Raw genomic sequence first — 5,569 nt, 5'->3', positions numbered from 1 at the left:
GCATTTTCATTCATAGGAATGAAAACTGCTGAGTTTACGGTTACTAATAATGACAACATCAACGTTACCTTAAAAACTGATTCTGCACAACTAGATGAAGTGGTAGTTACCGCTCTGGGTATCGAAAGAGAAAAAAAATCACTGGGTTATGCTACACAAGAAGTTGGAGGAAATGAAGTTTCTGATATTCCTCAGGCAAACTTTGTAAATTCTTTACAAGGTAAGGTTTCCGGACTACAGATTAAACCTTCAGGAACTATGGGAGGATCCTCGAACACTGTAATTAGAGGTTTCTCTTCTTTAACAGGGAGCAACCAAGCTCTTTACGTCATCGATGGTACTATTATTGACAACTCTAATAACAACTCCACTGATCAACAGGGAGGTAGAGGTGGTTATGATTATGGTAACGCTGCAACAGATATTAACCCTGAGGACATAAAATCGATTAACGTTCTTAAAGGAGCTGCAGCCTCTGCACTTTATGGATCGAGAGCATCTAATGGTGCGATAATTATTGAAACTAAAAAAGGTGCCAAAAGAAGCGGTATTGGAATTTCAGTAAATTCTACCATTATGGTATCAGAGGTTAACAAAAACACTTTACCAAAATATCAGAAAGAATACGGAGCTGGTTACGGTCCATACTATGACACTCCTTATTTTAACAATTACAATAATTTAGACTTACCAAGTGGGTTTGACCCTTCAATACCATTCACCCCGTTTGCCGAAGATGCATCTTTTGGGGCTCGCTTTGAAGGTCAGCCGGTTTACCAATGGAACTCTATCTATCCACAACTTGAAGGCACCTATCAGCAAGCAACACCTTGGTTAGCAGCTGAAAACGATCCTAATTCAATATGGAAAACAGGAACTACAGCTATAAATTCATTTGCATTGTCAGGTGGTGGAGAGACCAATACTTTTAGATTAAGTGTTACAAATTTTGATCAAGAAGGAAACCTGCCTAACAGTTCTATAAAAAGAAACACTATAAAGTTTAGTGCCAGTCAGGACATAGTAGAAGATCTAACGGTATCTACAAACATATCCTATATTAAAACAGATGGTAAGGGACGTTACGGAACCGGATACAGTTCGGAAAACCCAATGCAGCAATTTCGCCAGTGGTGGCAAATGAATGTAGATGTAAAAGAGCAAAAAAATGCTTATTTCAACACCAGACAGAACATTACCTGGAACCCAAATAGTCCGGGAAATTTAACTCCTATATATTCAAGTAATCCTTACTGGACCCGTTACGAGAATTTTCAAACAGATACTAGAAACAGGTATTTTGGTAACTTCAATGTAAACTATACTATAAACGATGTATTTAGTGTATTAGGACGTTTTACTTTTGATACCTACGACGAACTAAGAGAAGAAAGAAGAAATGTGGGGAGTGATGGTGTATCTGGTTATTCTAGATATAATAACCGTCAGGCTGAATACAACTACGACTTAATCCTTAACTTTAATAAAGATTTTGGTGACGACTTTAACTTAGATGGAAATATAGGATGGAACCTACGTAGAAATGAATGGAGTAATATTCTTGCTGAGACGAATGGAGGCTTAAGAGTACCAAACCTATTTGCCCTTTCAAACACCGTCTCTCCATTACTCGCCCCAGATGAATATCAAGCTGACAAATTAGTAGATGGTATATATGCACGAGCAAGCATCGGTTTTAAAAACACTTATTACATCGAAGGTACAATAAGAAGAGACCGCTCTTCTTCTTTACCTGCAGCAGATAATACTTATTATTACCCGTCTGTTTCAGGTAATATCCTATTATCAAATCTTGTAGATGCTGATTGGTTAAATTTCACCAAACTAAGAGCTAATTATGCAGAAGTAGGAGCGGATACTAACCCTTATCGAATCATGCAGTATTATAGCTTATTAAATCCTTACGGTGATGCAGCGATGGCAAGTAATATTGGGCAAATCAATAATCAAAACCTAAAACCAGAACGCTCTAAAGCTTATGAATTTGGAGTAGAAGCTGATTTCTTCAACAGAAGATTAGGATTAGATGTTACTTATTACAACAGCACAACTGAAGATTTAATTACTCCTGTTGATATTTCAAATGCTACTGGTTTCAATACTACTATTAGAAATGCAGGATCTTTGGAAAACAAGGGATGGGAAGTTCAATTACGAGGTACTCCAATCCAAACCGAAGACTTTACTTGGAACATTAATGCTAACTGGACTAGAAACCGAAGTGAAGTTGTATCTTTAGATCAAAGCTTAAATAATCTGCCTTTAGCAAGTCTTCAAGGAGGTATAACCATTGATGCCAGCCCTGGACAGCCTTACGGAGCCATAAGAGGTAAAGATTATATTTATGACACTAATGGCAACAAGGTAGTTGGTCAAGACGGCTATTATTTACTTTCTGAGACTAATAATGAGATTATAGGTAACGTTCAGCCAGACTGGATTGGTGGTATTCAAAACACTTTTAAATATAAGAATGTTAGTTTAGGCGTGTTGATAGACGGACAAAAAGGAGGAGACATCTTCTCACTAGATACTTGGTACGGTATGGCTACAGGTTTATATACTGAGACTGTAGGCAACAATGATCTTGGTAATCCAAAAAGAAATACGCTTGCCAACGGAGGAGGAATTGTTCTCCCTGGGGTTATGGAAAATGGGGAGCCTAACCGCACCAGAGTAGCATTTGACGATTACAACCATCCCTATGGATATGGTCGTGATGCCAACAAAGGACATATTTACGATGCTTCTTTCGTTAAGTTACGTGAAGTTAATTTAACATATAGTTTTGGAGAAAAAATCATCGATAGCACACCTTTAACGAACGCATCTATTTCATTAATTGGTAGAAACTTATGGATAATCCATAAAAACATACCTTACTCAGATCCAGAATCTGGTCTTAGCTCAGGTAATGTACAAGGATACCAATCTGGTGCTTACCCAGGATTAAGAGAAATTGGTGCGAGTCTTAAGCTTAATTTTTAATTAAAAATACAATGAAAAAATATATATTATCCATATTTTCCCTTTTCGTACTCTTTAGTTGTAGTGACGATAAGTATGAAAGGATGAACGAAAACCCAAAAAACCCGTCGGATGTTCCTGCATCATTTTTATTTTCGAGTGCAACAAAGGATCTTACCGACCAGGTAACTAATCTGAATGTTAATAATAACATTTTCAGGTTTATTAGTCAGTATTTGACGGCTACAACTTATACTCAGGAGCCCAACTTCAACCTTACCGATCGTAATATCCCTCAACAACATTTTGCTATACTATATCGTGATGTTTTAATAGATCTTAAGGATGCTGAAGAAGCTACTGCAGCCAACGCGGAATTACTTCCTGAAGAAGAAGTTGCTGCAAGACTTGCACAAATTAAAGTATTACAAGCTTATACGTGGCATTATTTGGTAGACACCTTTGGCAATATACCATTTACAGAAGCTTTAGACTTAGAAAACAATCTACCTGTATACGACGATGCATTAGACGTTTACAATCAGCTAATTACTGATTTAACCGATATAAATGATGATTTTAATGCTACTGGTTTTACTGGACAGGATTTACTCTTTGACGGCGACATGAGTAAATGGCAAAAATTCTCAAATTCCCTATTACTAAGAATAGGAATGCGCTTATCAGAATCTAATCCTGAAATCGCCAATGCAGCAGTACAGACTGCCGTAAGTAACGGTGTAATGGAATCTAACGCGGATAATGCTATTTTTGAATATCTTGATGCACCACCAAACACTAACCCTCTTTGGGAAGATTTGGTACAAAGTGGTCGTTCAGACTATGTTGCCGCGAACACCATTGTTAACTATATGAATGAACTAGGAGACCCAAGAAGGGCCGTATATTTTGATCAAAACTTAGGTGATGACAGTTATATTGGGGGTATCTATGGCGCATCTAACAGTTATTCGAATTATACACATATCGGTGCTGAATTTAGAGAACCTACACATCCAGGTATTTTGATGGATTATGCAGAAGTTGAATTTCTTTTAACAGAGGCGGCAGCTCGCGGAATTGCTAGCGTTTCGAATCCTGAAGAGCATTATGAAAATGCAATTACCGCTTCATTTGAATATTGGTTAGGGACAACTGAAGGAGTTAATAATTACCTAGAACAATCAGATGTAGCATACTCAGATGATAACTGGGAAGAACAAGTAGCTACTCAATTTTGGATTGCTATGTATGACAATGCATTCCAAGGCTGGTATGTTTGGAGAAAGTTTGATAATCCAAGCTTAAATTTACCACAAGTTTCCGAAAATCCTATTCCTCTTAGATTTACTTATCCTATAAGGGAACAGAACTTAAATTCAGAAAATTATCAACAGGCGGCAGACGCCATTGGAGGAGATTCACAACAGACTCCACTTTTCTGGGACGTAAATTAAAATTTTAAAAATTAAGAAATGAAAAAAACTTTAAAATATATAAGTATTGCTTTGATATCTTCTGTATTACTAACATCTTGTGATGAAGATGGTTTTGATAATGATACTACAGATATAGGAGGATACACCTATTTAGAAGACACTAACATAAGTGTACTCGATAGAAATTCCGATCTTAACTTCAGCATTATTACAGCTGAAGGTGTAAGTGCTGAAGAAGTTGAAATAATCATGGATGGCTCTTCTATAGCTACGGGAAATATAAATGGTGAAACAGGGACATTTAATACTTCTGCATTTGGAGATTTCTCTTTCGAAGATGATGCGGAAACAGGCAATTACAACATTGTAATACGCACGACTTATTCTAATGGTAATTACTCTGAGGATCCATTTACAATCAGTGTAGATAAAGTTACTAGCCTAAGCGGAAATAATCCGTCAAGCACATCTATAGATAGCCTTAGCTCCAGAACTATAGCATACTCTAACTTCGCTTTATCTGAAATTGATAAATTATCACTGAGCCTAAGTAAAAACAGTGAAGACAATTATATAGATAGCGAAATCGATGATTTAGATCTGGAAGTAAAAATAATAAGTGATGATGCTTTGGAAGATTCACCCCAAGAAAATATTGCAATTGAGGATGAGACTGAAATTGAAGAGGGTGATTTGGATGCTGAGAAAGAAAGGCGGGCAAAATATCGCCAGTATAAATTGCCTACTTTAGAATATCTCCATGATCCTGTTGAAATTCGGAATCCTCATTCAGAAGAGGAGCTAAAGGGAAAAGCAAATTCACTATCTCATGCTTTGGATACCTTTGGTGTAACTGGTAGAGTTGTACGTATATCACCAGGACCAGTGATTACACTTTTTGAAATAGAACCTGCAGAAGGGGTTCGAGTTAATAAATTTACAAACCTATCTGATGATCTGGCGAGGGTTATGAAAGCCCAAAGGGTACGCATAATTGCACCTATTCCGGGTTCGAAATCTGTTGGTATTGAACTTCCTAATGATAATCCTTCAACCGTTTTCTTGAAAAATATCATAAATTCTGAGCAATTTATTCAAGCTGAATCAAAATTAAGTATCAGTTTAGGCAAGACCACTGCGGG

At 36.9% G+C, this 5,569-nt stretch carries 3 protein-coding genes; all 3 read left to right on the top strand.

All coding sequences use genetic code 11. The features are described 5' to 3' along the window. The first annotated feature begins 12 nt into the window (after positions 1-12). On the top strand, positions 13-3,009 hold the full coding sequence (locus QZ620_RS13335; RefSeq protein WP_295182553.1) for a SusC/RagA family TonB-linked outer membrane protein: 2,997 nt from the start codon (positions 13-15) through the stop codon (positions 3,007-3,009). An 11-nt stretch (positions 3,010-3,020) separates the two neighbouring features. Then, entirely contained in the window at positions 3,021-4,445 is a 1,425-nt protein-coding gene (locus QZ620_RS13330) for a SusD/RagB family nutrient-binding outer membrane lipoprotein (RefSeq protein ID WP_272959013.1), read from the top strand. 18 nt (positions 4,446-4,463) lie between these two features. Continuing rightward, positions 4,464-5,569 (top strand): DNA translocase FtsK (locus tag QZ620_RS13325; RefSeq protein ID WP_295182549.1); only part of this gene is annotated, 1,106 nt, incomplete at its 3' end.

It is taken from the genome of uncultured Christiangramia sp., assembly GCF_913046405.1.
Classification (GTDB): Bacteria; Bacteroidota; Bacteroidia; order Flavobacteriales; family Flavobacteriaceae; genus Christiangramia; species Christiangramia marina.
The sequence above is the reverse complement of the archived record's forward strand: the minus strand, read 5'-3'. Positions and strand labels throughout refer to the sequence as shown.

What these genes read in the sequence shown, in the direction of transcription:
- QZ620_RS13330 (WP_272959013.1), top strand. Translation starts at nt 3,021, where the DNA reads ATGAAAAAATATATATTATCCATATTTTCCCTTTTCGTACTCTTTAGT.